This is a genomic window from Lacrimispora indolis DSM 755, assembly GCF_000526995.1.
GTDB lineage: Bacteria > Bacillota > Clostridia > Lachnospirales > Lachnospiraceae > Lacrimispora > Lacrimispora indolis.
Map to the genome: position 1 here is coordinate 5,810,730 of NZ_AZUI01000001.1, position 24,059 is coordinate 5,834,788.

At 43.5% G+C, this 24,059-nt stretch carries 20 protein-coding genes and 2 riboswitches; of the genes, 3 read left to right on the forward strand and 17 right to left on the reverse strand.

The annotated features are described in order from the left end of the window. Positions 1–54: 54 nt before the first annotated feature. Genes K401_RS0128215 through K401_RS0128225 form a run of 3 tightly spaced genes read right to left on the reverse strand, consistent with a single transcriptional unit; the run spans position 55 to position 1,362 of the window. Positions 55–438 carry a metal-dependent transcriptional regulator gene (locus tag K401_RS0128215; RefSeq protein ID WP_024296085.1) on the reverse strand — a complete coding sequence of 128 codons (384 nt, stop codon included), beginning with the start codon at positions 436–438 and terminating at the stop codon, positions 55–57. Beyond that, entirely contained in the window at positions 435–764 is a 330-nt protein-coding gene (locus tag K401_RS0128220) for a hypothetical protein (protein WP_024296086.1), read from the reverse strand. Before K401_RS0128220 ends, K401_RS0128215 begins: the two co-directional genes overlap by 4 nt. Then, complete coding sequence (locus K401_RS0128225) at positions 745–1,362, reverse strand: MarR family winged helix-turn-helix transcriptional regulator (RefSeq protein WP_024296087.1); 618 nt, start codon at positions 1,360–1,362, stop codon at positions 745–747. The genes K401_RS0128220 and K401_RS0128225 overlap by 20 nt, the downstream gene beginning before the upstream one ends. Before the next feature lie 273 nt (positions 1,363–1,635). Here K401_RS0128225 and K401_RS0128230 point away from each other — a divergent pair, with 273 nt between their 5' ends. Beyond that, complete coding sequence (locus tag K401_RS0128230; protein WP_024296088.1) at positions 1,636–3,054, forward strand: TerC family protein; 1,419 nt, start codon at positions 1,636–1,638, stop codon at positions 3,052–3,054. Between the two features lie 183 nt (positions 3,055–3,237). On the opposite strand, the gene K401_RS0128235 is transcribed toward K401_RS0128230, so the two are convergent. The 10 genes from K401_RS0128235 to K401_RS32125 all read right to left on the reverse strand — a co-directional run bounded on the left by K401_RS0128235 (position 3,238) and on the right by K401_RS32125 (position 17,131). Then, positions 3,238–3,627, reverse strand: coding sequence for a hypothetical protein (locus K401_RS0128235; RefSeq protein WP_024296089.1), 390 nt, complete (start codon positions 3,625–3,627; stop codon positions 3,238–3,240). A 179-nt stretch (positions 3,628–3,806) separates the two neighbouring features. After that, positions 3,807–5,225, reverse strand: coding sequence for a group II intron reverse transcriptase/maturase (gene ltrA / locus K401_RS0128240; protein WP_024296090.1), 1,419 nt, complete (start codon positions 5,223–5,225; stop codon positions 3,807–3,809). Positions 5,226–5,760: 535 nt separating this feature from the next. Beyond that, positions 5,761–7,173 carry a dihydrolipoyl dehydrogenase gene (lpdA, locus tag K401_RS0128245; protein WP_024296091.1) on the reverse strand — a complete coding sequence of 471 codons (1,413 nt, stop codon included), beginning with the start codon at positions 7,171–7,173 and terminating at the stop codon, positions 5,761–5,763. Between the two features lie 18 nt (positions 7,174–7,191). Then, a complete protein-coding gene (lplA, locus tag K401_RS0128250) occupies positions 7,192–8,190 on the reverse strand; it encodes a lipoate--protein ligase (RefSeq protein WP_024296092.1) in 999 nt (332 codons plus the stop codon). Then, on the reverse strand, positions 8,174–9,634 hold the full coding sequence (gene gcvPB / locus K401_RS0128255) for an aminomethyl-transferring glycine dehydrogenase subunit GcvPB (RefSeq protein WP_024296093.1): 1,461 nt from the start codon (positions 9,632–9,634) through the stop codon (positions 8,174–8,176). The genes lplA and gcvPB overlap by 17 nt, the downstream gene beginning before the upstream one ends. Positions 9,635–9,638: 4 nt before the next feature. Continuing rightward, positions 9,639–10,958, reverse strand: coding sequence for an aminomethyl-transferring glycine dehydrogenase subunit GcvPA (gcvPA, locus tag K401_RS0128260; protein ID WP_024296094.1), 1,320 nt, complete (start codon positions 10,956–10,958; stop codon positions 9,639–9,641). 13 nt (positions 10,959–10,971) lie between these two features. After that, on the reverse strand, positions 10,972–11,355 hold the full coding sequence (gene gcvH, locus K401_RS0128265; protein ID WP_024296095.1) for a glycine cleavage system protein GcvH: 384 nt from the start codon (positions 11,353–11,355) through the stop codon (positions 10,972–10,974). Positions 11,356–11,381: 26 nt separating this feature from the next. After that, a complete protein-coding gene (gcvT, locus tag K401_RS0128270) occupies positions 11,382–12,464 on the reverse strand; it encodes a glycine cleavage system aminomethyltransferase GcvT (RefSeq protein WP_024296096.1) in 1,083 nt (360 codons plus the stop codon). Between the two features lie 152 nt (positions 12,465–12,616). Then, positions 12,617–12,682, reverse strand: a riboswitch (glycine riboswitch). Further along, a riboswitch (glycine riboswitch) is annotated at positions 12,683–12,765 on the reverse strand. It lies immediately after the preceding riboswitch. A gap of 108 nt (positions 12,766–12,873) precedes the next feature. After that, a complete protein-coding gene (locus tag K401_RS0128275) occupies positions 12,874–15,000 on the reverse strand; it encodes an EAL domain-containing protein (protein ID WP_024296097.1) in 2,127 nt (708 codons plus the stop codon). A 334-nt stretch (positions 15,001–15,334) separates the two neighbouring features. Beyond that, on the reverse strand, positions 15,335–17,131 hold the full coding sequence (locus tag K401_RS32125; RefSeq protein WP_024296098.1) for a methyl-accepting chemotaxis protein: 1,797 nt from the start codon (positions 17,129–17,131) through the stop codon (positions 15,335–15,337). A gap of 626 nt (positions 17,132–17,757) precedes the next feature. Between K401_RS32125 and K401_RS0128290 the strand changes: the two genes are divergently transcribed. Then, complete coding sequence (locus K401_RS0128290; RefSeq protein WP_024296099.1) at positions 17,758–18,306, forward strand: chemotaxis protein CheW; 549 nt, start codon at positions 17,758–17,760, stop codon at positions 18,304–18,306. 75 nt (positions 18,307–18,381) lie between these two features. Here K401_RS0128290 and K401_RS0128295 read toward each other — a convergent pair whose 3' ends face one another. The 4 genes from K401_RS0128295 to K401_RS0128310 all read right to left on the reverse strand — a co-directional run bounded on the left by K401_RS0128295 (position 18,382) and on the right by K401_RS0128310 (position 22,312). After that, on the reverse strand, positions 18,382–19,347 hold the full coding sequence (locus tag K401_RS0128295) for an iron-hydroxamate ABC transporter substrate-binding protein (protein ID WP_166435302.1): 966 nt from the start codon (positions 19,345–19,347) through the stop codon (positions 18,382–18,384). A gap of 83 nt (positions 19,348–19,430) precedes the next feature. Next, a complete protein-coding gene (locus K401_RS0128300) occupies positions 19,431–20,465 on the reverse strand; it encodes a FecCD family ABC transporter permease (protein WP_024296101.1) in 1,035 nt (344 codons plus the stop codon). Further along, complete coding sequence (locus K401_RS0128305; RefSeq protein ID WP_024296102.1) at positions 20,462–21,496, reverse strand: FecCD family ABC transporter permease; 1,035 nt, start codon at positions 21,494–21,496, stop codon at positions 20,462–20,464. Before K401_RS0128305 ends, K401_RS0128300 begins: the two co-directional genes overlap by 4 nt. Before the next feature lie 24 nt (positions 21,497–21,520). Then, on the reverse strand, positions 21,521–22,312 hold the full coding sequence (locus K401_RS0128310) for an ABC transporter ATP-binding protein (protein ID WP_024296103.1): 792 nt from the start codon (positions 22,310–22,312) through the stop codon (positions 21,521–21,523). Between the two features lie 252 nt (positions 22,313–22,564). On the opposite strand from K401_RS0128310, the gene K401_RS0128315 reads away from it, so the two are divergent. Then, positions 22,565–23,569, forward strand: a complete 1,005-nt coding sequence (locus tag K401_RS0128315; RefSeq protein ID WP_024296104.1) for a helix-turn-helix domain-containing protein — start codon at positions 22,565–22,567, stop codon at positions 23,567–23,569. Positions 23,570–24,059 lie beyond the last annotated feature (490 nt).

The window sequence follows — 24,059 nt, forward strand, 5'->3', positions numbered from 1 at the left end:
GCAATTACAACAATGTTTTTCGTTCCCCTTGTTGATGAGGTTTTTATAAAAACATTAACGATCTGACTTTGTTTTTTCTCCGTAAACCTCTTTGATTTTGCTGAATGTTTCCGGGCTTACTATATGTTCCAAACGGCAGGCATCTTTATGTGCGTTTTCTTCCCCAACGCCGAGAATATCCTTCAGAAAGTTTTCAATTACTACATGGCGTTCAAATATAGAAGCAGCATATTTAAGTCCGTCCTCAGTCAGAATGAGATTACGGTCACGATCCATTGTGAGTAATCCCTCATTACTAAGTTTTTTCACAGCAACGCTGACACTCGGTTTTGATATGCCAAGGTCATTTGCAACGTCAATAGAACGGACATTGCCAAGTTTCTGCCGCAATAGAAAAATGGCTTTTAAGTAGGTTTCGGCAGACTCACGGCTTTTCATTGGCTCATATAAAATTGCATTTGATAGCTGCCCTGATAATTAACTACCTGCAATTTGCAGTTTACAGGGTCTACACCGTATACCCGACGCTTATCCATTGAATTGCCGCCATTGCAAACATGGTATATGTCCTGTATGTCCCGTCCGCTTAGTTTCCCGGCTTCAAGTACGAATGACTGTTTTTCTTCGTTTCTCCAATCACCCCATAACGCAATTTCCCAGATATAATTAACCATAATGTCCGGTAAAATGGCCCTTATCCCGGTTGACACAGACCAATTATCCTTACTGCACATGGGCGGATTTTCACTTGTCGTCCTCGTCATGTCCAATCCCTCCTTTTTTGAACATTGAATGTCTTGTTCCAGTCTGGCAGTGTCCATGTCCATGCCCACCAAATCCATAACCGGCGTGCTGCCAATGTTCATAACCGTGTCCGTAAGACGACATGAATTTCTCCATATACTTACGCCTCTCCTCGAAATCCTCGTCAGGAAATTGCTCCTCATACTGCCCGATGATTCGCCCCAGGTATTTACTAAAATCAGTCAGTTCATCATCATTCAGACAGTCAAGGACTTTCAAAACGTCCGGCTCGCTCTCGTCCGTACTGCCGGCGGCATTCGCGCCTTTTTCGGTCAGCCGGATAGTCATAACCCGCTTATCGTCCTCTGACGGTTCGCGGGTTATATAGCCGTATTTTTCCAGCTTTGCAACCAGCTCTGCAACTGATTGTTTGCTCATATTGAGCAAATAGGTCAATTCCTTTTGACTGATTACGGGTTTCAATTTGAGAATTGCCAGCACCCGGCCTTGCCCCCTGTGAGGGTTGTGCATTTTGCCAAAATGGTTAAACATTGCGCGGTGCATGAGCATTTGAAGCTGCTGCAGTTGTCCGTTGATCGTGCCTTTAATTTCATCCACTGTTAAGTCCTCCTGCTATCATTCCTATTATTTTCATATGTCAAGTACCTGACTTTTTAATCAGTGTAACACCTGACCGTTTTAATGTCAAGTACCTGACTTAATATTTTTAACTTTTCTGGAACCAATCAGAAGCCTTTCCCTGTACATCTGCTAAAAAATATTACAAAGTCAGGACATAAGAAAAGCATATTGTCAGGTACGTGACAATATGTTTTTATACTACTGATAATAATTAGATACGGACATAAATACGGGAAAGGAAGGCACAAATTGAACTTTATCATACAGGTTTTACTTATCAATCTGGTAATTTCATGTGAAAATGTCGGCGTATTCGCATTAGCTACCAATGGGCTGCTGCCGGGCATGGCAAAGAAAGTTCATCGAATTGGTGTTGGTTTATCATTGGTGTTTAAGTTGACTTTCATTGCTATTGCAGGCGCTCTATTTGCTATACCATGGCTGCATATCCGTATTGTCGGAGGAGCATTATTGCTCTACATCACGTTTAATATGCTGCTTCATAGCAAACAGAACTTTGATAGAAAGCTGCAATCAGAGAACAAAGAAAAGGACAGCTTTTTTGAAGCCGTAATTTCTATTTCAGTTGCTGTTATCAGTATGAGCTTAGATGACGCCATTGCCATATCCAGCATTATTTCCACAGATGGAACTATGTTAGACTCGAAAAAAATAGTTGTCGCTCTTGCCGGACTTATATTCGGGGCTTTTATTTTGCTTCTATTCAGCGATTCAATGTCGGAGTTGATAGAACAATTTCCAATTCTAAACGACCTATGTGCCGGATATTTAACTTACATGGCAATCAGAATGATATTTGAAGATGATACGATTAAGCTCTTTTTTGAGCGCATCCACTTTACTTTCACCATACCGGGAGCAGTTTTGTGTGGGGTTTTAATGGCCTTTTACGGTCTGTTTGCCAATGGTATCCTTCCCGGCGGAGATACAAAAATGAGAAATACAAACCTGCCAATCTATTGCATAATAGTTGTATACGCATTGGCTACCATTGGGGCAATTTCCTATCTTGATACGGCACCGCTTATCGAGGGGCATAAGCTCAATGTTCAATCCGTGTATGGATTTATTCCAAATGGTTCAAATGCAGTATACACCATAGCTTCGTCAGCTGAACTGATTACCATTTGTGCGGCGGTATTGGCAGGGGCAACAGCCAAAAATGGCGGTAAAGAATCCTATTTATCCATGCTTTTTTCAAATACAAAAGGATTGTTGACATATGTATTATTGGGACTTTTTGTAAATACTGTGGGTCTGTCCTTTATTTTCGGCTTTGGAAAAATAAGTCTGCCGGATTACTTCATAATGTTTGCAGCCCAAACATTATTGCTGCTTTCGTATACAGCAGCTTTTACCATGATTTCTACATTTATGAAAGGAAAGTCCATGATAATTGTTTTAGGCTTACTATATATTTTAATGGAACCGATTGAAGCTGCCGTTTTTATTCACAGCGACCGCTTCCCTGCTGTTGCTTATTTTTTCCCAAGCTATCATTTGGCTGCCATTTCCGGACGCGTTGCAAGTCCCTATTCTATTCCAATGACTATGCTCATTTCTATTTTGTACATTGCATTATTTACTTATATTGGTTACAGCCACTATCAGTCACGCTATGTAACTTCCAAGCCAATTCTAAAATAGCCGGCAGGATGGCACCAAAATCGAAATACATAAAACAGGATACCACATCATGCCCGGTATCCTGTTTACGTTTTCGCTTTAAAATAATATTTTTTAGCATTTGCTTTAACTGTACCCTATGATATCATGAACTTGGCGGAAAGCATGTCTTTTTTGAAGCTAGAAGGAAAAGTATATTTGAGATTACTCAGAAACATGCGGCCACTCCCTCAATGCCTTCGTTAACAATGGCAAAGCGATATAGAGCGCTTTGAGATTATTACTAAGCATCAAATGCTGCCAAGTGTCTTGCGTTAATTTTTCTTTTGCCTTTTCAGATTTGCTAATCAGAGAAGTGATTGGTGCAAGAGCATTTTTCAAGTCTTCTTCGGTATAACAATCCACAGCATCACTCTCTGCCAGGCCCTTTGATATCAGTGATGAAGCTATATGAAGCGCTTTAAGCCTGTTCTTTTGTAACGTATGCTGAGAAGTACCCTGCGCAAATTTCTCTTTTGCTTTCTCAGTCCTGCTGATCATTGAAGTTATTGCCTGGAGTGCTTCCTCCATATCTTTTTCTGTAAAGTCATCCATAAACTTAACCTCCACGAATATAAATCATCGGCAATCCCAATTCCTGCTTTGAGCATGTGTGCAATCATTTATCCTTATTCTAACACCTAATCAAAATCGAGTAGGAGGCTGACCATTAGTTAGTCAGCCGACCTCTCACAACACCCAGCATACCGTTCGGTACTGGGCGTTTCCCTAGTTTACGCTATCACAGATTTGTAGTAAGAATTGAAAAACTGAAAGCCGTCCTTTTCTATCCTTTGATTCGTCAGGGCTGCTTTTAGAATTGGGCTGCTGGCTGTACGCCAGTAGCCTTTCCTTGTATTTGCAAGGATTCCTGCATTGGTTTTGCTGATTCCAAGGCTCTCAAGGTTTCGATACCTCGTTTTCACTCTTTTCCAACACTTCCAGAATACCATTCGGATTCGTCTCCTCATCCATTCGTCCGTCTCTTTTAACAGATTTTCCATATCTGCCAGCTTGTAGTAGTTTATCCATCCCACTATGAATTGTTTCATTTTTCTTTTCCACTCTTCATAGCTTTGGATATTTCTCCTACTTGTGAGTTCCTTGACCTTTGCCTTCATCTTTTCTTTGCTCTTCCCATGTACTCTCATTCGAAAGCCCAAACGACTCTTATAGAAACCATACCCCAGAAATTTTATTTTCCCTGCATATGATACAATCGTCTTTTCCCGGTTCACTTTTAAGAACAACTTCTTCTCTATATACGGTATGATATGGGTAAGTGTCTGCTTTGCACTTGCTTTACTTTTGCAAAATATCACCATATCGTCCGCATAGCGGACGAAACGGTGCCCTCTATTCCTTAGTTCCTGGTCCAGTTCATTTAGCATGATATTTCCACAAAGAGGACTAAGCGGTCCTCCCTGTGGTACACCGATTCCTGTTTCCTCGAACTTTTCACACCATACTGCTCCTGCCTTTAGATATTTATGGATCAGGGATATCACCCTTCCATCTTTGATATCCCTTGACAGGACTTGTATAAGTTTGCTCTGGTTCACAGTATCGAAAAACTTTTCCAGGTCCATATCTACCGTCCAAATATACCCTTCTTCCAGATATGTCTGGCACTTTAACAGGGCATCATGGGCACTCTTTCCCGGTCTGAATCCGTAACTCGTTTCCACAAATTTCTCTTCATATATGGGCGTTAATATCTGGGCAATTGCCTGTTGAATGACACGGTCTACTGCTGTTGGTATTCCCAGTTTTCTTTTCTTCCCGTTTTCTTTGGGTATCTCTACCCTCCTTACCGGGGCTGGCTGATAGGTTCCTGCCAGTATGGATTTCCTTATTTTATCGCCATTGTCTTTTAGATACTGTAAAAGTTCATTTACTTCCATTCCATCGACTCCGCCTGCTCCCTTATTCCGTTTCACTCGTTGGTATGCACGGTTTAAGTTTTCATTACTGACGATTATTTCCAGCAATCCATCTACTTTTCTGTCGGCGTTGGTGGCGTTGCTTTCAGTTATCCTCTTGTCAATAAGCGCTCCGCCATTCTCTTCGTGTTCCGCACTATCCCTCCGGCGGCAGCCATTGCTACAGCAATGTTTTGTGCTTTCTCTTTTCTCGACTTCGGTAACATTCATTTACTCCCACCTCCTAAAGTTCCACCCTTCCCATACCCGTCGACTGGCATGGTACTATGGTTTCTGCTGACTTCTCACGATAAATCTTATTTCAACCGTCGTTCGTAAAAAAAAACTCTCCACGTCCGTGAGATCTCCCCGGGTACTCGCATGCTCTTTCTCTCCATCTATCTGCCTTATTTACTGCAAATGGTTCCGTGTAGTTATTGGGCTTTGGCTTGTTTGGCAACCTTACCCCCATTTACAGCCTGATAAGATTTCTATTCGTCAGACCAGAGATTTGCCTCCACCTTCCTTCAGATTCGTTCTCACGGACGACACCCTTGGTCTTGGCTATATCCTTCCCACTACCGGGCGGATTCGAGACTTGCACTCATTAGAACATGCGCCCGCCGGGCACACCAAAAATAAACCGTCAAACTTCATATCGAAATTTGACGGTTTATTTGATGACATTAACAGGAATTGTGATATCGGTTCCTTATGAAGGCAGAACCGATATATTTTTTTATCATATCTGTATTTTTAAAACTAATTACCTGCGTGGCAGGGCGTGAATCGCTCCGCCAATGCATTCCTCCAGCGCTTCTCCTACCGATTCATTATAGGTGGGATGAGCCCGCATAGCTTTTAAAAGCTGCTCTGCAGTTAGCTTATTAGTAATAGCAGTTCCCATCTCACCGATCATATCCGTAGCTCTGGCGCACATCATCTGCGCTCCCAGTAATACGCCGGTCTCCTTATCTGTTACAACCTTAACAAAGCCTCTCTCTTCTTTTGTTATAAATGATTTGCTGTTGCCATGGGTTAAAAATTTTCCTGTAAGGGTCTCAATTCCCTTTTCCTTTGCTTCGTCTTCCGTGATTCCCACGCATGCAATTTCAGGATCAAAATAAACACATGACGGAACTGCCGACAGATCGATGGTCGGCTCCTTCCCATTCATCTGCTCCACCGCACAGATGCCCTGGGAACTGGCAGCATGGGCCAGCTGAATCCCTCCGATCACATCTCCGATGGCAAACACCCCCGGCATGCTTGTTTCAAAATTATCCTTTACCACGATCCTGCTCCGGTCCATTTCCAGTGATGCCCCTTCCTCCAGCAGGCCGTCTGTATTGGGAATGCGCCCCACGGCAGAAAGCAGGTATGGCGTCTTTAAAACCTCAATTTTTTCTTTATCCTTTGCCATCTCTCCATAGGTGCAGATAAAATCCCGGCCCTCCTTTTCAATTTTCCGCACAAATGCTTTGGTATGAATGTCAACGCCTCTTTTTTTCAAAATCAGCTTTAAATTCTGTGAGATTTCTTTATCCAGGCCAGGCAGAAGCCTGTCTTCCGCTTCCAGTAATGTAACCTTGGAACCAAAGGAAGAGAATACGGTGGCAAACTCCACTCCTATGACCCCGCCGCCTATGATCAGCAGGCTCTCCGGCACGTGATCAAGCTGAAACAGCTCATCGCTGGTCATAACTCCAGGAAGACGGATTCCTTCAATAGGCGGCAGAGAAGGCTTGGAGCCTGTTGCCAGCAGGATATGTTTTGCCTGAAGGATTTCTTCGCCTTCCTCTGTCCTGATCCTGACCCTTCCATCCTTTGTCAGTGTTCCGGTTCCCTGGATCCGCTTTACTTTATTTCCCTTAAGGAGCTGTTCCACTCCCAGTCTGAGACTTTCGGAAGTTTCATTTTTATAGGACATCACTTTGCCGTAATCATAGGTCACCTCTTTTGAAATGATTCCAAACCGTTCTCCGGACAGGACCTCCTGATACAATTTGGCAGCGTGCAGCATGGCTTTTGCGGGAACGCAGCCCCGGTTTAGGCAGGTTCCGCCCACCTCCCGTTTTTCAATAACAGCAGTCTTCATTCCCAGCTTTGCAGCCTTAATGGCCGCCACATATCCTCCGGGGCCTGCACCAATAACAAGCAGATCGTATATTTCCTCCATCCTATCCCTCCCTGGCTTTTATAATTCTGCAGCAGCAAAAAACTCTCTTAGGTCATTTATCATGATCGACTGGGCCTGGGTCTTTGCAGGCACCTGATCCAGTTTATTACAGATATCCTGGTTCTCATATTTGCTTCCCTTTAAATACTTTGGGATCCGGTCCACAAGATCCGGCTCCATGGAATCCGAAAACAATTGGAGATCCTGTATGATCCCGCAGTTAACCTGGAACTGCCAGATCACATTTCCCCATACAAACCGCTTTGACAGCTCATACTGAAAATCCATGGTGCGTCCATACAGCCAATCCCAGGAAGAAAACTTCTTTCTTCCCTGGGCCAGCGCTTCCTGGTCTAAATCCTCCTGGCTGCAGAAAACCGCCTTGCATCCATAGATTTCTTCAAATGCCTCCAAAAGCTTTTCCTTCAGCATATCAATGGTAAGGCCGGCCTGATATTCAGAAAGATTGGTTACCCTGGCCTTAACGGAATCCACTCCTTTTAATTCCAGCTTATCCTTTGAAACCTGTAAGTATTTAGAAAGCTTCTCCATATCTGCATGAACCAGCAGGGTCCCGTGATGATAGCACTTCTCCCCTCTGGTGTAAAAGGCGTTGCCGGAAAATTTCCTGCCTGATACGGTAATATCGTTTCTTCCTGATTTTTCCCCATGGATTCCCAGCTTTTTGACAGCGCGTAAGATGACCTCCAGCTGTTTATCCAGATCATAATGATCCTTATGGACAAGAAACGTAAAATTTAAATTGCCAAGATCATGGAATACGGCGCCGCCTCCTGAAAGCCGTCTTACCAGATGGCCGCCTGCCTGCTCCAAATCCAGGATCCTGCATTCCTTCCATGGGTTCTGGTTTTTGCCGATCACAACGGTATTTTCATTCTGCCATAGGTATAAGATGCAGGTATCCCGACTTACTGATTCTAATAAATACTCTTCTATGGCAAGATTTAAATACGGGTCATGACTGCTTCCGTTTACGTATTTAATTTCCTGTATCATCTTTATCTGTTTCCTTATCTGAAAAATCATACTTTAGTATTGGATTTCTGGCTGCCCTTACTTCATCGAGCCTGGTGACCGGAGTGTGAACAGGAGCCTGATGAAGGGTATCCGGCTGGGCTTTTGCCGTTTCATGCAAGCCGCGTAATACTGAAATCACTTCATCCAAAGTTTCTTTTGACTCCGTTTCCGTTGGTTCCGCCATTAACGCTTCCGGTACGATGAGAGGGAAATACATGGTCGGCGGATGAATGCCATTGTCCAAAAGTCCTTTTGCTATGTCCATGGCGGATATGCCAGTTTCTTTTTTCAGCCTGGCCAGGCTCATGACAAATTCATGCATACAGGGTCCCGGATATGCCATATCATATACATCCTTTAATTTTGCCATCATATAATTGGCATTCAGTACGGCATGCTTTGCAGCTTCCGGAACTCCTTCCTTTCCAAGCATGAATAAATACGTCATGGCTCTGACTACGATCAGGAAATTTCCGTAAAAGTTTTTCACCTGCCCAATGCTTTGAACAGGATCTTTAAACGTATATCCGTTTTCTTCCTCTACCATGCTGCCAGGTAAAAATTCGGCCAGAAGATTCTTGCAGCCTACCGGTCCGCTTCCCGGACCTCCGCCTCCGTGAGGAGTGGAAAAGGTTTTGTGAAGATTTAAGTGGACCACATCAAATCCCATGTCTCCCGGTCTGATTAGCCCCATGACGGCATTTAAATTTGCACCGTCATAGTAAGTCAATCCCCCGGCTTCATGAATGATTTTTGTAATGTCCAATATATTTTTGTCAAAAAGTCCCAATGTATTGGGATTTGTCAGCATCAGTCCGGCCGTATCTTCCCCGACTGCCTTTTTTAATTCCTCCAAATCCACTCCCCCGTCTTTAGCAGACGGAATGCTGATTACCGAAAAGCCCACCATGGATGCGCTTGCCGGATTGGTTCCATGTGCGGAGTCCGGTACGATAATTTTTGTTCTTTTTTTATCACCGCGGCTTTCGTGGTATGCTTTCATCAGCAAAAGTCCGGTAAATTCACCATGGGCTCCTGCTGCCGGCTGAAAGGTCATACGGTCCATTCCGGTGATCTCACATAAGTACTTTTCTGCCGTTTTCAGCACTTCCATACAGCCCTGTGCCGTATGCTCCGGCTGCATGGGATGAATCTGTGCAAATCCCGGAAGAGCTGCCATGCTTTCATTGATCTTGGGATTATACTTCATGGTGCAGGAACCTAAAGGATAAAAGCCGTCATTGACGCCATATGCCTTTTTCGCCGCTTCCGTATAATGCCTGCTTATATCATTTTCAGACACTTGGGGAAGGCGGAGGCTCTTTTTTCTTAAACTGCCTTCCTCCGGCAGTTTAACCGGCACATCACATTCCGGCAGAATGGTCATCGATCTTCCTTCCTGCCCTTTTTCAAATATCAGCATAACCTTACACCTCCTTTAAAATGCCAATGACACGGTCAATGTCATCTTTTGCATTCATTTCCGTACAGCACCATAAGATCTGCCCCGTTCTTTCACCGGTTAATGGATAACCGCCGAGAATTCCGTGTTCTTCCAGTGCACTCAACATCTTTTCTGCCGGAACTATTGAAGCGGTCACAAATTCGTGGAAGAATTCACCCCGGTTTACAACCGGATACCCGATTGCTTCCAGCTGGTCAGCCATGTAATGGGCCTTTGACATACACTGTATGGCTGTCTGTTTTAAGCCTTCGGCTCCCATAGCAGATAGATAAACTGCTACAGCCAATGCACAAAGGGCCTGGTTTGAGCAGATGTTGCTTAATGCTTTTTCTCTTCGGATATGCTGTTCTCTCGCCTGAAGGGTCAGGACATATCCTGTTTTACCGTTGGAATCAACGGTTTCTCCGACGATCCTTCCCGGCAGTTTTCTGGTCAGTTCTTTTGTACATGCCATAAAACCGATATACGGCCCGCCGAATGCCAGGGGAAGTCCCAGGGGCTGCCCTTCTCCCACCGCAATATCAGCGCCGTATTCTGCCGGAGTCTTGATTACACCTAATGAAATGGGATTCACACCCATGATATACCGCGCCCCGGATTCCTTTGCTGTACTTCCGATTTCAGCTGCCGGTTCTAAGCTGCCGTAATAATTGGGATTCTGAATATAGACACATGCGGTCTGGCTGTCAATATGTTCCTTCAGAAAATCCAGATCCGTTATGCCATCTTTCTCAGGAATAACAGTCAGTTCCATCCCGTTTCCAAAGCAATAGGTCTTTATGGTCTCCATCACCTGAGGATGAACCGCTGTGGATACAAAAGCCTTGTTTTTCTTTCTGTCCCTGCACATCGCTACCGCTTCCGCCGCCGCTGCACCGCCGTCATATACGGAAGCATTGGCCGCATCCATTCCTGTAAGCTCACAGATCATGGTCTGGTATTCAAATATGGATTGTAAAATTCCCTGGCTGATTTCCGCCTGATACGGGGTATAGGCCGTGTAAAGGGTTTCCTTGGATAACACACTTTTTACAACAGCAGGAATATAGTGCCTGTACGCCCCTGCACCCCTGAAAATGACCGGAAATACCGTATTTTTTGCTGCAATGCCTTCCATTTTCTTACAAACTTCCATTTCAGACATACCAGGGGGAAGATTTAATCCTTCCTTTAACAGAACTTCCTGGGGAAGCTGCCTGAAAAGTTCTTCTATGCTATCAATGCCGATCGCCGACAGCATTTCTTTTCTGTCCTGATCGGTTGCCGGTACAAATGAACCCATATGCAGATCTCCTTTATTCCATTTCTTTTTTTACAAGTTCCTCGTATTCCTCTGGGGTTAAGAATTCTTCTTTTTCCGTAATACCGGTTATCTTTGCAAACCAGGCTTCATAAGGAGCCTCATTGATCTTTTCCGGTGAATCGAGAAGCTCTTCGTTGATTTCCGATACAACCCCTGTTACCGGGCAATATACATCTGAAACAGCTTTTACAGACTCCACATCGGCAAATACTTCGCCGGCTGCCGTCTCGTCATCCTCTTCCGGAAGATTGACGAAAACTAGCTGCCCCAATGTCTGCTGGGCATAATCCGTAAGGCCTACCAAAGCGGTTGTTTCATCTTCAAATTTTACCCATTCATGGGTTTTTGTGTAAACCAGATTTTCTAATACCTTCATGACTGATTCTCCTTCTCCTGGATTAATTATTTTGATTTTTTATAGAATGGAAGGGGCACTACTTCTGCCTCTACTTCTCTTCCTCGCACGATTACTGTTACTTTTGTACCTGTATTTATATATTCCTTATCTAAAATGGCCATGGCAGCCGGATAGCCTAAATATGGGCAATGGGTTCCTGATGTTGTAAAGCCTGCCTTTTTTCCGTTTACAAGCACATCTTCCTGTTCCCGAATGATCCCTCTTCCTGTCACCCTTAAGCCTACCCGTTTTCTTGTAAGGGAATCCTTATCCGGCAAATGGTTCTTACCGATAAAATCCTCCTTCTGCATTTTCACGGCAAACCCGAGACCTGTTTCCACAGGATTTATCTCATCATTCATTTCATGTCCGTACAGCGGCATGCCGGCCTCCAGCCTTAAAGTGTCTCTGGCCCCCAGCCCGCAGGGCATCAGTCCGTATTCCTTACCTGCCTCCATAAGCGTTTCCCACATCGTCTCAGCATATGTATTGTCCAAATAAAGCTCAAAACCGTCTTCCCCTGTGTAACCGGTTCTGGATACCATGCATGGGATCCCTCCTACCATTCCATCAAAAACAGCATGATAGTATTTTTCAGGAATATCTGTGGTCAGTTTCATGAGTATTTCCTGTGATTTGGGACCCTGCAGGGCAATTTGTGTGATTTGATCCGAAATATCTTCAAACACCGCTTCTCCTAATTTATGTTCCAGCATCCACCGGTAATCCTTATCTTTATTGGAAGCATTTACAACGATAAAGTAATCTTCTTCTTTTTTCTTATATACGATCAGATCATCCACTGTCCCGCCCTGGTCATTGCACATGGGGCTGTATCTTGCCTGGCCGTCCGCCATACCGGTAAAATCATTGGTCAGCAGCCGCTGCAGATTCTCAAGTGCGTCTTTTCCCTTACAGCTTATTTCTCCCATATGGGAAACATCAAAAAGCCCTGCTCCTGTTCTCACTGCCATATGCTCCTTTATGATTCCCTCTTCATACTGAATTGGAAGAAGATATCCTGCAAAGGGGACCATTTTGCCATGATATTTCAAATGCATTTCATAAAGCGGTGTTTTTCGTTCCATGTGTAAACCCTCCTTAAATTTATATGATAAAGGCAGTGTCTTTTACTGCCGTCCATCCGGTTATAAAGACATCTTACTATTTTCATAATCAGGAACATCTTCCGTTTATCTGCACAAAAAAAGGCAGAGAAAAATATCCGTATAAGATATTTCTGTCTGCCTCTGTCCTTTTACCTGAAAGATTGACTTCTTCGGTACATAAATGTTCTCCAGAGTTACGTCCGAATACAATCCTTTTGCCTGAGAGTTTCTGCCTTCCCCTTCGGCGGCACAGATTTGTGCTCTCTCTCGTATTCATCATCCGTTATTTATTATTGATATTATCAGAGTATTTTGGCACTGTCAATGATTTTTTACACAACCTTTCCCCATGATTCTGACAATTGCGCTGCCGGCTTTTAAAGCATTTCTATCTCGCCGTAACGCTTTCCATCTTTTTATTCTCTGATATGCCGTGCTGATTCACATATTCCATAAATTTATCGCAGCTCAAGGCCCTGCTGAAATAAAAGCCCTGATAGTAATCACAATCAAGTTCATGGAGCATTTGGACCTGCTCTTTTGTTTCAACTCCCTCCGCCACAACCTGAACCTTCATCTGTTTGCAGAGAGTAAGGATTGTCTCCACAATCTGCTGCCGCCTCCTGTCGCTGGCAATGCGGTGAACCAGGGAAGCGTCGATCTTCACAATATTTGCATGGAAATCACACAAATACAATAAGGAACTGTGTCCCATCCCAAAATCATCAATGGAGATATCCACACCCAGCTCCCTGATTTGCTTAAGCTTGTCCCGTGTGGAATCGCCGGGATCAACTGCAGCATTTTCTGTAAGCTCAAACTCTATGCAGCCGGGCTTAAGGCCATGTTCATTGATCAGTCTCTCCACAGTTTCAATCAGCGTATCGTCATCCTTCAGCTGATTCGGGTTTAAATTGATGGAAATGGATAATCCGCCATATCCTTGATCTTGCCAACGCCGCAAATCAGACAGAGCCTTGCGGATTACCCAAATGCCCAATTGGTTGGTAAGTCCGGCCTCATCACAGATGCTTAATACAATATGAGGCGATATGTATCCGTACACAGGATGGATCCAGCGCAGCAGGGCCTCACCTCCCATAACCTCACCGCAATAGTTCACCTTTGGCTGGTATTCCAGATACAGGCTTCTTTTACAGCCCTGGAGGCTGCTCCTGATTTCAGCCAAAAGGGTGCGGGCGAGCAAACCAACATCGTCATGGCGGGAAATGATCTTTTCCTGCCTCTTTTCCCAGGTATTTTGCAGCTCCTCTGATAAAACATGGAAGGTAGTCAGGCGGTCACGTTGCTGATTCTTTGCCTGAAGCCGGACAAAAGGGAGGTAAATCAACACAGCTGCCGTCAGGTTTATCACCTGCAGTATAACTCCGGAAACCGATCCGGAGGCAAGTAACCCGGATAAAAAAATCGGGGTCGTCCATTCTATCGCCTGTGTGACTGGCGGCACAAAGCCCAAAAGCAGGGCAAGATATGCATTTAATCCAAGGATAACAGGTGACAAAAGGAACGGAATAAAATAATAGGAATTGAAGATGACCGGAAAACCGTAAAGCACGGTATCGTTGATATTAAAAATACCAAGGGGTACGGAAATCTTCACAAGACGGTTATTCTCACCGGCCAGCAGAAACGCAAGCAGCAATCCCAGTGTTGCCCCAACACCTCCTAAATACACATACGTATCGTAGAATCCCTTGGTAAGAATATTCGGACCCTCAAAAGAGGTAACGACCCTGGTTGCACCGGATACTGCATCTGCTATCATTGGTTCGCCCCGCACACCAAAGAATGACAGGATATGGGTTAAAAGGATCAGCAACACGGCGGAAACAAAGTTTGCTCCTGTCATCCATGTTTCATTTATCCTTTGCAGGAGTATCCCTGGGTATGAATTTATACCTGTAGAAACCAGCAAAACTTTTGCCCCGCTGAACACAAAAACAGTGAGAAAGGATGGCATAACGGCCAGAAAGGAGGCCTGAGTCAAAGCGCCTCCCAGATGGGGAATGACATTGGAGGGCAGGGTACGGCAGCAGAGCTTATAAAAAAAACAAAACAGATGGGACGCAGCTATGGATACGAAAAGGGCCTTGAACATACCGGAGGAACCTGCTTCATGTGCCTGCACAATCAGATTTCTGTGTGTAAGTGCAATATAGGAGGCAAATACCGTAATCACAATGCTGACAGAGCTTACCTCACCGGACCTTACAAGTGTCATTTCCTTAGCTGCGGCATAACTGACCGCAATCAACGCCAAAAGCGCCATGATCTGAAGTGTGGCATAATGAAAGGACAGGCCGATTTCCTGCCATGCTTCCCCAAATATACCAGACATAAAGCGGTGATAGGACGGAATCGGCAAGGTAAGCAGAGCAAAAACAACCGAACCGGCCAACACCAGCGGCATCATCGACAACACCCCTCTGCGAAGGATTCGCAAAGTCTTCCTGTAAACCATTTTTGAAAACATGATGTCGAGCTTTTCTATCATATCCGTCTACTCCTTCTCTCACGAAGATGCAAGCATCTTTTTTTCATATATACAATTTTTGTTCCTAATATTCAATTTGATTGGATACAGCATTTTTCGTTCTGAAATTGGCACCACAATATTACGAAACCGTTCCAAAACCAATGCGGCACCTATCAACAGATAAGCACCGCATGGTTTGCAGATTTTATGCACATAATTCCCGTCCATTTGATATCCTTATTCCGGACATGGAATTCCGGCGTCAACATGCCAGGCGCCGTAAAAACCGCAGCTTCACGTGGAAAGGACTATAAATCACCGCTCATAAAGGTCATTTAAGAAGGGTTGTATTTTAGTATTTACTATGAGCCATGGAAAATCCCATGCTTTCCGGTGAAGGTTTTATGGAAATTTGCTGATTCATTGGATATAATGTGTTTCCAATTCTGATGCCCTGAAAGTCTTCTTTTAATTTAAACTGAGCAATTGTCTCTTTCAGTAAAGCTGCCTGTCCGCTCATTTCCTCACTTACGGCAGCACATTCTTCAGAGGAAGCACTATTGGCCTGCACAACCTGGGATACCTGTTCAACCGCTTTACTGATCTGTATCATGGAATCTGCCACATTACCTGCTGATTGGGAAATGCTTGTAATAACCTCACTGCTTTGGACCACGCCTTCCACAATCTTTTGCAGGGCATCCGATGTCTGGCTGGATATTACAGAACCCTGGGCCGCTTTTTCTATGGTCGTATCAATCAGCGCTGCCGTATCCTTTGCAGCCTCCGCGCTTTTCGCAGCAAGGCTGCGCACTTCATCTGCTACAACCGCAAACCCTTTTCCATGCTGACCGGCACGTGCAGCTTCCACGGCTGCATTCAGCGCAAGTATATTGGTTTGAAATGCAATTTCATCAATAATCTTGATCACAGAAGCAATTTCTTTGCTGGCAGCATTGGCCTGCTGTGTGGACAGCATCATTTCTTCCATTTTTGAGGATCCTGATTCAGCCTTTTGCTGAATTTCATCTCCCATTGTTTTTGCCTCGCCGGCCATAGCAGCACTGCTTCTCATCTCTTCGGAAACGCCTTTTATTGTCATGCTCAATTCCTGCACAGTTGCCGCCTGCTCTGTGGCGCCCTGAGCCAATGATTGAGCGGCATCGGCAACCTGCACGGCGCCGGTAGCCACTTGTTCCGTAGCAAGATTGATTTCCCCAAACAGGTGATTTAAATTATCTTGTATTGTCAGTAATGCCATGCCTAATACATCCTGTTGGGACAATAATTTCACTTCACTGCTTAAATCCTTCCCGGCAATGACTTTTAGCTCTTCTGATATATGCACGATGTGCATAACCATCTTTTCTGTAGCAGCTATACTTTGACCAACCTCATCCTTAAACTGCTTATCATTATCCAGTTCCATTTGTAAATCCTTTTCAAACTCCAGCGCACCGGTGGCTGCAATCTGTTCCATCACCTTTTTCAGTCTCCCAATAGGGCCGGCAATAATTTTGGTTATGTAAACAGTAAGGATAACCCCTGCCAAAAGGGAGATGAGCAGGATAAGGGTGATCAATATTTTGGAACGTTGAAATGTTTGTGTATTGGACTGCAGCATTTCATATGCATACCTTTTATTCATATCCCTGCTTATATTGAGCAAATCTGTTATCCGGTCCGTGTCTGCCGCAGCTTCATCCATCGACTTTTTGGCACCGGCGGAATCATTTATCTTGCCAGAATCAGTTACCTTACGTTTTGCAGCAGCAAAATTATTAGTATAAATGGTTTTGAATTCATCAAAATTCACCTGATCCTCCGGATTATTTATCGTCTTTTGATATGAATCAAATAATTGATGCATCTCGGTATCCAGCTGATCCAGCATGGACAGAGCCTGCTTAAATGATTCATCTTCCGGTTCGTATATTACAATATTGCGTATAAACGTCTTTTGCTGATAAAAGTTCTGGCTGATCTCTCCTGCAATTTCAACCCCTGTCAACTGCTCCGAATACAAGGTATCTTCTGCCGCATTCATAGTGCTCATGCTTGATATTGCTGCAATAGCTATAATAACAGAAAATAATATCAGAACTGCAAAACTTATGATTAGTTTAAGATGTAATTTGAGATTTCTCATTACAACACCGCCTTATTATATTTAAATTATCACTTCTTTTAACACTTTTCCATCATAAAGGCCCTGATTTGCCCATCATAGACCCAATTTCCCGATCAATCCCCCTACCTCCAACCATCCCCTTTGCCTGAAGCGATAAACGTTTACCCTCATAGCTCATAACTCTTTCCTCCTTAGTAGTTTTTGACTCTCCATGGCTTTTCCCAATTAGCTTTCAAAGCAATGGATGACATTATGTTACAATATACGACTTTTTTCACCAGATAGGAGTATTAATGTATCCGATGAAGCTTCTTATGTGCTTAATGTTATTAATAACATTTCTCAATAAAAGCTGTCGGATATCTTTTAAGAGGAAAATTTTTCCATTACACTCAATTCAGGATATCAAACCGCCAATTCACTACACGCATAATCCATGAAAAATATAAAATAGATATACTGGCATAAGAAGAAAGGGAAATAATATAATCAAAATGTGGATTAAAATAATCCTTTTGGAAGATACTAAAATATGGAAAGAATCATTGGGGAGTTATCAGTTTTGTCAGCCGGAGTCCCATGGAACCCGGCATCTAGAACCTAAACATGCTCCCTCGGCTGACAGCTAAAAGGAAGGGTGTATCATGGAAGAAAGAATGAGTTCAACAAATGAACTGCAGGTGCTGGTAACAGGAGTTGCCGGTAACACGTTTGGTATTAACATCGCAAAGATTCAGGAGCTGGCATGGTATCAGGATGTTCAGCGGATCCCCCATTCCAATCCCTGTATCGAAGGAACGGTACATCTTAGGGGTGAAGCGTTTACCGTGGTGGATCTTGCAAAATATCTGGATCTTCCTGCTTCGAAAGATCCTGAACATGACTTATTGATTATTATGGGATTTAAACAGATGGGCATGGCCTTTCATGTCCATCAGGCAGATGCCATCAGCCGGATTTCGTGGGAAACCATCGAAAAGCCGGATTCGGAGCTTTATGGGGACAAAGACAACATTGTCATCGGCATAGCAAAAGCGGATGACCGTGTCATCACCCTGATCGACCTTGAGTGGATCATGCATGAAATTGCTGCGGTCTTAAGTGCGGAGGCTCAAACAAGCGAGACAGCTGATAACTACGGAAACAGCAACAGGGAATCCAGTTTTATAGGGCAAGTCCTCTGCTGTGAATAAAACGATTGGGTATAAGAAAACACCTCCCTGCACGCTGTGCAGCCAGGAGGTGTTTTGCTCTTTATAAGCACAATATTATTTCATTGTATTTATTATGGAATCCGTTACGATTTTTAACTGCTGCAGCACAGCAATCGGATCATAGTAATAAACCTGTTCAAAGGGCAATTCAATGACCCTGTTATTCTGTACTGCAGAGAGGTTTTTCCATACAGAAGTTTTTTTCATCTCTTCTACATCTTTACTTGGTTCCCCATTTGCAGTGTAAACAGTAACAAACATATAATCCGGCGCATACTGGGACAGTGCTTCTATGGATATTTCTGCCCAGCCCTGTCCGTCACTGACTTCCTGTAACTTTTCCTGGAGTTTCAGGCCAAGTCCTGATGTTAAAACCTGTCCGCCCCTTCCCATATTATCTCCGAATGCATATACTTTACCGTTGGCAAATTCAAAGAGACCCACACTGGCATTCATATCCATTCCCGCTTCCTTTAAACGTTCTGTCTCCTTAGCGGCTTCTGTTTCAAATTCAGCAATCCAGGCTTCTGCTTCTGACTGTTTATTTAACATTTCTCCAAAATAACGAATGGAGGACTTAATATCTCTGTTGGTATTAAAGGGGATAAAAACAGTAGGTGCTATCTTCTCCATTTCAGCCAAACCTTCTTCTGAATCCGTAATAATCAGATCAGGATCCAGAGCAAGAACCTCTTCCACATTCATGGGGTAGCCGACATCTTTTATCTGAGCTTTCTTTTCTTCATCAATATAAGGATTTGCAAGACTCCATTCTTCACTTCCTGCGACAGGTATTCCTAATACCATAACTTCACCAAGATAAGTACGCACTACTACTCTCTGGGGATCATCAGGGATTTCTACGTCTCCATTTACTGCTTTAAATGTATGGGTTCCGCCTTTATTAGGTTCAGAGGCCTGTGATGCGCCAGGTACAGCAGTTCCATTATTCGCTCCGCAGCCTGTTAAAACGGCAGCAGTCAAAGCCAGGCCTGTCAGCACATGAATCATTCGTTTCATTTTCAATACCATATACTACATTTTTTCGCAGTACAGCCGCGTAGATCATTCAGCGGCATCCTTTCTTTCAATTACATATATTTTTAATTATATTTTACAATTAAATAGATAAAATAGGGCGCGCCTACCATAGCAACCATTAACCCAATGGGTATGCCATCGGGGGAAAATATGAATTTGGCACATACGTCAGCAAACAAGGTGATTCCTATTCCAATGCATGCGGCAACGGGCAGGTAGTATCTGCTTAATCCTCCTGTAAGCCTTCGTGCAATATGAGGCGAAAGAAGCCCCAGAAAACTGATGGTTCCCCCTGCTGCCACCGCTATGGAGGCGAAGGCAACAGCCGTTAATAAAAGCAGAAGCCTGCTCTTTTCTGTCTTAACTCCTAAGGTTACTCCCCACTCATCTCCCAATCTCAGAATATCAAGCTCCTGTGTCTGCCTGTTTAAAAGAATACAAAGGATCAGGGTCCAGCCGCCAAGAAGGGTGATCAGGGGCCAATCTGCTTTCCATATATCGCCAGACAGCCATGCCATTGCTCTGTTAAAATTGTATTCATTCATTTTTAACTGAAAAATTAAAATCAAGGCATTTATGACAGCATTTACGGCCACGCCCGTTAGCAGCAGCCTTATGGCAGATATTCCTTTATTCCAGGTCAGCACATAGACGATCATGGCTGTCAACAGCCCTCCGCTTATGGCTGTCACAGGCAGCATCCAATACTGGGTGGTCTTTACTATCTGTGCATCACCGCCGGAAAAGAAAATGTATAACACGACAAAGAGGCCTGCTCCTGCATTGATTCCCATGACTCCCGAATCAACCAGATCATTTCTGGTAATGCCCTGTAAAAGAGCTCCGCTGAGAGCCATACCGGTACCCACTATGAAAATCATTGCCAGCCTTGGCAGACGGAAAGAAAACAGTACCAATTGGTTTTTAGGCGTTCCAAATCCTGCCAATGTCCGGATCATATCACCGGGGGAGATGGAGATGGCTCCCATGTTGAGCGAAATAACAACTGTAATAACGATTAATATAATACCAATGGTCAATATCCCCCTGCACCTTTTTGCAGCAAGATATCTTACATCCTTTTCTTTTTGTTTCACTGTGCAGTCCTTCCTCCGTTCTTTTTCTGCGTTCTCGCCAGATACAAAAAGAACGGCGCACCGATCAGAGCGGTAATGGCACCTACCGGAATTTCAAGAGGCGCGCTGGCCGAACGTGCCATGAAATCTGCTGCTCCCAGTAAAAATGCCGACATAACGGCTACCACCGGAAGCAGGAAAGAAAAACGGCTTCCAAACAGCAGTCTTGCAATATGAGGGACACACAGTCCGACAAATCCTACGTTTCCGATTACAGAAACACTGATTCCTGTACCGATCACCACCACCAGAAGTCCTGCTTTGCGTGCTCTGTCCACATTAGCCCCGAGTCCCGTTGAAAGCTCATCTCCTAAAACCATCAGTGCAAAATCTTTCCGGTAGTACAGAATGATGAGAAGAATTACGATTAAGCTGACCGTCAAAAATAAGAGGTCCGTTGCATTGATCCCGGCAAGGCTGCCTGCTATCCAAAAGCTTAAACTCCTTGAGGTTTTGCTTCTGATTCCTATGATCAGAGATAAGCTCCCAAAGAAATTAGAAACAGCCGTTCCTGCCAGCATCAGTTTAAGGGGGTCCGTTCTTCTTCCCATTTTACCGGATAAAAGACTGACAAATATCATGGCAAGTGCAGCTCCTGCCATGGCAATGACAGAACGCTGAACGGAACCAATATTCATGCTGATGGCATAACTGACTGCAATTACCACACTGGCTCCCCCTGATACACCAAGGAGAGAAGGGTCTCCTAATGGATTGCTGCTGATACTTTGCATGATCAGTCCGCAGATTCCAAGTATGGTTCCTGTTAATAAAGCGCCTATGATTCTTGGAAGGCGTACTGTATATATAATCTGATGAGCCTGATTAAAAGGGTCATATGCGGTAACACTTTCCCAAAGTGTTTTAAAGGAGTAATTTTTTAGTCCCACCAGTAAACTGGCTGTTATAAGAAAGCACGTAAGGATACCTAAGGCAAATATCAGCCTGTACAGCCTCCTTTGCAAGTCTTTTCCATTATCTGTTTTTTTCATGTATTCACTCTTATGCTGCATTTTTTATGCCTTTTCAACTTGATCATAGGATAGGAATGCCGGCCTGCTGCTTCTTGGGTCAAGAACAATTTTTGCATCGATTTGAAATACATCTCTCAGCATTTCACTGGTAAATACATCCCTGACTTCTCCTCTGTACAATATCTCTCCGCTTTTTAAACAAATTAAATCGTCTGCAAACCTTGCCGCCTGATTCAAATCATGGATAACCAGCACAATCGTCTTTTTAAACTCCTGATTTAATTTCTTTAAAAGCTTCAGTATTTCCAGCTGGTGAGTTAAATCCAAAAACGTAGTAGGCTCATCCAGCAATAATATTTTACTGTCCTGTGCCAGGGTCAATGCGATCCAGGCCCTTTGCCTCTGGCCTCCTGATAAAGCATTAATATCCCTGTAACGAAATTCCCAGGTACCGGTCAATTTCATGGCCTCTTCCACTTTTATATAATCGTCTTTTGTCAGATCGTTTTTATATCTTTTCAGATAAGGATACCTGCCAAAGCAGACCAGCTCAAAGACATTGATTCCGATGGGTGCCTGAGGACTTTGGGGCAATAAGGATAAATGCCTGGCGATTTCTTTCGTGTCGTATGCCGCCAAAGGTTCATTAAACAGCAGCACTTCTCCGGCTGAAGGCTTTAACAGTCTTGCAAAGCCTTTTAAAAGGGTGGATTTTCCGCTGCCGTTTGCGCCGATTAATGCTGTAATTTTTCCTTCTCTGACTCCGGCATCAAGCTGATGAACCACTTCTTTCCCCTCATAACACAGGGAAAGCCCTTTTGCACTTAATTCCATGGATATTCCTCCGAATCTTTCTATGTTCTGCCGGCTTCTGCATGTGTTTTTTCATAAAAGTTTCTTTACATGCATAGGAAAATAACCTATAATGCAATAGTTAGAACAGACTAACCAGCAGAACAGGGTTGATTATAACGAATAAGATATGGGTTGTCAAGTGCAGCATCTGATTGGGATATAATTTCTTCTGTTAAGGGCTAAAATGAGATAATACAGAGAAATGCATAGAATACAGAGGAACTTACTATTATGATATATAAGAATATGGATGATTATCATGCCGGTTTTTTTAAGCAGCTTCAATTTGAACAAAAAAATATGGGGTTTTATTCCATATACTCCCACCCGCAAAAACCGGATTTGGGGAAGATTTATTACTTTGAGAAAGAGGGATATTATAAGTTATTCATCAGCAATTACACGCCTGCCCGGACTTTCTCACTAAAGTTTTCGATTGAAGAGCGTTATTTCCAGATGAGCAATCTTTTAAAAGGAGAAGGTGAATACCAGCTTTTGGGACAACCCTTATTTAAATTGTGTCCCACTTCATTTTTATTAACAGGAACCGGCAGAAAAGGCTCCCAGACCTGGAAAGGGGGGCAGCATTATCATGCAGCGGAAATTGTTATAAGAGAGAGATACTTTAAGGAATACTTAGCGAAAGCTTATGCCCCTTACTGCATCAGATTTGAGGATCTTCCTCCCGACCTTTTACAAAATTCATTTTCTCCCATACTGCTACAGCTTCTCCAAAACCTTGAATATAACGCAAACCTGGGCACGCTTACCCCTATGCTCATAGAAGGTAAAGTATTGGAAATCATATCGGAGCTTACCAAAACCTACTCACAAAAGATTATTCCGAAAACTTTCTCAGAGCCATCCCAGCTGATCATCACCTTACCTTCCGGGAAAAATATACTGTTAAGTGAAAGCGATCAAAAAGCGCTTCACGAAGCACACAACATTCTCACTTTAGAAGTTTGCACCCCGCCCACCATAAAAGAACTGGCCGGGCGGGTGTATTTGAATACGCAGAAATTAAAGGCAGGATTTTCCCATCTGTATCACATGTCCATCCATCAATATGTGACTTCTCTTAGAATGTCCATTGCCTGCAATCTGCTTAGCGAAGCTTCTCTATCCGTTGCCGATGTTTCAAAACAGGTGGGATACCATAACTGCAGTAAATTCATTGCCATGTTCCAGCGTTATTATGGTATGACTCCGCTTAAGTACCGGAATTCCTTATGAGGAGATAACTAAGCCTCGAAAGGTTTCAAAGAACCACCTGCCTTTCCGGTATGTCTAATTAAAATGTTGTTGGTATGGTACCTTAATAGCACCAAACCTGAGCGGCGTCTGACAAAAAGTTTATCGAAAGGCTGACCCGCATAGGAAGCAACTATCGAATGAGGAATTTATGAGATAGGCATCCAACATACATGGTTCGTAAAATAAGCACAGCTTCTTTCCTCTGTAATTTCTGCTCATTGAATTATGTATGAAAAAATGTTTTACTTTAGATAATTGGAAGCATACAAAATGCTTTCTATAACAAGAGACTTTATAAAAACGGACTAAGGAGTAAGCACAGTTACATTCATCAAACAGGTAGTATTCGCATTTTGTGAATAGTGTCTTCAAAAGAAATCTTTCGTTTGCGAGTATGATCATGATTGGAATTTTGAACAAAATCATTTATATTCTTACTGCTTTTATCAATTAATCTATACAGTGTTTT